Origin of the sequence: Methylobacterium sp. WL7 (assembly GCF_008040085.1) — a bacterium.
Taxonomy (GTDB): Bacteria; Pseudomonadota; Alphaproteobacteria; order Rhizobiales; family Beijerinckiaceae; genus Methylobacterium; species Methylobacterium mesophilicum.
In genome coordinates, this window is sequence record NZ_VRVG01000240.1 from 1 (window position 1) to 3,799 (window position 3,799).

Genomic DNA, 3,799 nt, shown 5'->3' on the forward strand with positions numbered 1-3,799 from the left:
CGCCCGCACCGGCGCGATCCCGGTCCCGGCGCCCCGCCCCGCCGAGAGCGTGGCCGCCACCCGGACCGGCGACCCGGCCGCCGATTACGAGACCGCGGTCGAGCTCTACCGCTCCAAGCAGTACGAGCAGGCCGAGATGGGCCTGCGCCAGTTCATCCAGTCGCATCCCCGCGACAACCGGGTCGCCGGCGCGACCTACTGGCTGGGCGAGAGCTACTTGGCCCGCGGCCGCAACCGCGAGGCGGCCGAGCAGTTCCTGAAGGTCTCCACCGACTATGCCCGCTCGTCGCAGGCTCCGGACGCGATGCTGAAGCTCGGCGTTACGCTCAACGCCCTGGGCGCCCGCGAGCAGGCCTGCGCGACGCTGGCCGAGCTGGACCGGAAATTCCCCAATGCCGGCTCCGGCGTCCGCCAGGGCGTCGCCCGGGAGCAGAAGCGCGCCCGCTGCGCGGCCTGACCGGGGATCCCAAAGGGCTAGTCCTTTGGCGGGGTTCGGGGGTGGAGCCCCCGAGAGACCAGGGCTCTGCCCTGGACCCGCAAAAGGTCGGGGACCTTTTGAATCCATGACCGGACAGTCGGACGATCCGGTCCTCCGCGCCCTCGCGCCCTGGCTTGGTCGGCCCGAGCGCGGCGTGCTGCTCGCCGTCTCGGGGGGGCCCGATTCGAGCGCGCTGATGCACGCCGCCGCGGCGCTCGGCGCGGCCGTGCGGGTCGCCACCGTCGATCACGGCCTGCGCCCGGATTCCGGCCCGGAGGCCGAGGGCGTCGGGCGGGCGGCCCGGGCGCTCGGCCTGCCGCACGCGGTGCTGGCCTGGGCTGGCTCGAAGCCCGGCACCGGCTTGCAGGACGCGGCCCGGGCCGCCCGCTATCGGCTGCTGGCCGCCCATGCCGAGGCGATCGGCGCCGGCCTCGTGCTCACGGGCCACACGCAGGACGATCAGGCCGAGACCGTGCTGATGCGGCTCGCCGCCGGCAGCGGACCGGCCGGGCTTGCCGGCATGCGGGCCGAACGAGCGCTCGCCCCCGGCCTCACCCTCGGGCGGCCGTTCCTGGCCCTGCCGAAGGCGATACTGGTGGCGTGGTGTGCGGCCCGGGACATCCCGCATGTCCGCGACCCGGCCAACGCCGATCCGCGCTTCGCCCGGGGCCGCCTGCGCGCGAGCTGGGCCGCTCTGGAGCGGGAGGGCCTGAGCCCGGCGCGGCTCGCGCGCCTCGCCGAACGGGCCGCCCGGGACGACGACGCCCTCCGGGCCGCGGCCGCGCAGGCCTTCGCGGCGGTTTTGCTGCCGGCAAAGAATACCGACGCCGCGGCGCTGCGCCTCGACGGCGCCGTGCTGGCGGCCCTGCCGGAGGCCATCGCCCTGCGCTGCCTCGACGCGGCCCTGACCCGGGTGGGCGCCGCGCCGCGCCGGCTGGAGCGCCTGGAATCCCTTGTCTTCGAGGCCGTGCTGCCGGCCCTGCGCCGCCGGGAGCCGATCCGCCGCACCCTGGCGGGGATTTTGGTCGCAACCGATTCCGCCGGCACGGTGAGTCTGGCGCCGGCCCCGCTGCGCCGGCACAAGACCGCCGTTTGACGGATAGATGCTGCCCTCGCCGCAGGGGGGACCGGCTTACTTGGCAAGGAAGGCCCCCCCGCCTACATTGGCGAGGTGTGCACGGATGGACCGGCAAAGCCGCGCGAGGTGTCCGTCTAGGGGGCCGCACGCACCAAGGATTGATCGATGAACCCGAATTTTCGCAACTTTGCCTTGTGGGTCGTCATCTTCCTGCTGGTGCTGGCCCTCGTCACGCTGTTCCAGAACCCGGGTCACCGGGGCGGCGGCAGCGAGATTGCCTACAGCCAGCTCCTCAACGATGCCGATGCCGGCAAGATCCAGTCGGTGGTGATCTCCGGGCAGGACGTGTCCGGCACCTATGTCGGGGGCGGCAACTTCACCAGCTACGCGCCCAACGACCCGAGCCTGGTCTCCAAGCTCCAGGGCAAGGGCGTGACGATCACCGCCCGTCCGCCGTCGGACAACACCCCCTGGTTCATCCAGCTGCTCGTGAGCTGGCTGCCGATCCTCGTCTTCATCGGCGCCTGGATCTTCCTCAGCCGCCAGATGCAGTCCGGCGCCGGCCGCGCCATGGGCTTCGGCAAGTCGAAGGCCAAGCTCCTGAACGAGGCCCACGGGCGCGTCTCCTTCGATGACGTCGCCGGCGTCGAGGAGGCCAAGGAAGACCTCCAGGAGATCGTGGAATTCCTCCGCGACCCCCAGAAATTCCAGCGGCTCGGCGGCCGGATCCCCCGCGGCGTGCTGCTCGTCGGCCCGCCCGGCACCGGTAAGACCCTGATCGCCCGGGCGGTCGCGGGCGAGGCCAACGTGCCGTTCTTTACCATCTCGGGCTCCGACTTCGTCGAGATGTTCGTGGGCGTTGGCGCCAGCCGCGTGCGCGACATGTTCGAGCAGGCCAAGAAGAACGCGCCCTGCATCATCTTCATCGACGAGATCGACGCGGTCGGCCGTCATCGCGGTGCTGGCCTCGGCGGCGGCAACGACGAGCGCGAGCAGACCCTGAACCAGCTCCTCGTGGAGATGGACGGGTTCGAGGCCAACGAGGGTGTCATCATCATCGCGGCGACCAACCGCCCCGACGTGCTCGACCCGGCGCTGCTGCGCCCGGGCCGGTTCGACCGCCAGATCATGGTGCCGAACCCGGACGTCACCGGCCGCGAGCGCATCCTGCGGGTCCACGTCCGCAAGGTGCCGCTGGCTCCCGATGTCGATCTCAAGGTGATCGCCCGCGGCACCCCCGGCTTCTCGGGCGCCGACCTGATGAACCTCGTCAACGAGTCGGCCCTGCTGGCGGCCCGTCGCGGCAAGCGCATCGTCACGATGCATGAGTTCGAGGACGCCAAGGACAAGGTCATGATGGGCGCCGAGCGGCGCACCCTGGTGATGACCGAGGACGAGAAGCGGCTCACCGCCTATCACGAGGGCGGCCACGCCATCGTGGCGTTCAACGTTCCGGCCACCGACCCGGTGCACAAGGCGACCATCATCCCGCGCGGCCGGGCGCTGGGCATGGTCATGCAGCTGCCCGAGCGCGACAAGCTCTCCATGAGCTTCGAGCAGATGACCTCGCGGCTGGCGATTATGATGGGCGGCCGCATCGCCGAGGAGATGACCTTCGGCCGGGACAAGGTGACCTCGGGCGCCCAGTCGGACATCGAGCAGGCGACCCGGCTCGCCAAGATGATGGTGACCCGCTGGGGCTTCTCGCCCGAGCTCGGCACCGTGGCGTACGGCGAGAACAACGACGAGGTCTTCCTCGGCATGTCGATGGGCCGGCAGCAATCGGTCTCGGAATCGACCGCCCAGAAGATCGACGCAGAGGTCCGCCGCCTGGTCGAGACCGGCCTCGAGGAGGCCCGGCGCATCCTGGCCGAGCACAAGGACGACCTGGAGGCGCTCGCTCAGGGGCTGCTGGAATACGAGACGCTCTCGGGCGACGAGATCCGCAACCTGCTGAAGGGCCAGCCCCCGATCCGCGACGGCGGCGACGTGCCCCCGACCCCGGCCCGGGGCTCCTCGGTCCCCTCCGCGGGCCGCGGCCGCCCGAAGGAGAGCGACGGCGGCTTGGAGCCTCAGCCGCAGGCTTGAGCCGGACAGATGGGATGAGAGGGGCGCCGCGAGGCGCCCTTTTTTGTTGGGTTTTTGGTTCTGAGCCTCCTGCCGAATAGGCGCTGCGGCCACGTGCGCATCCCCCTCCCCCCTTTGCGGGGGAGGGTGGTCCCTGAGTCAGCAGGGGTCGGGAG

General features: G+C 71.5%; 3 protein-coding genes. All 3 read left to right on the forward strand.

Translation table 11 applies throughout. From position 1 onward, the window contains the following. On the forward strand, positions 1–457 hold a 457-nt coding region (ybgF, locus tag FV233_RS28615), incomplete at its 5' end, for a tol-pal system protein YbgF (protein ID WP_147899546.1). A 106-nt stretch (positions 458–563) separates the two neighbouring features. After that, complete coding sequence (gene tilS / locus FV233_RS28620; RefSeq protein ID WP_147899547.1) at positions 564–1,574, forward strand: tRNA lysidine(34) synthetase TilS; 1,011 nt, start codon at positions 564–566, stop codon at positions 1,572–1,574. 147 nt (positions 1,575–1,721) lie between these two features. After that, entirely contained in the window at positions 1,722–3,644 is a 1,923-nt protein-coding gene (gene ftsH / locus FV233_RS28625) for an ATP-dependent zinc metalloprotease FtsH (RefSeq protein ID WP_147899548.1), read from the forward strand. Positions 3,645–3,799: the final 155 nt, after the last annotated feature.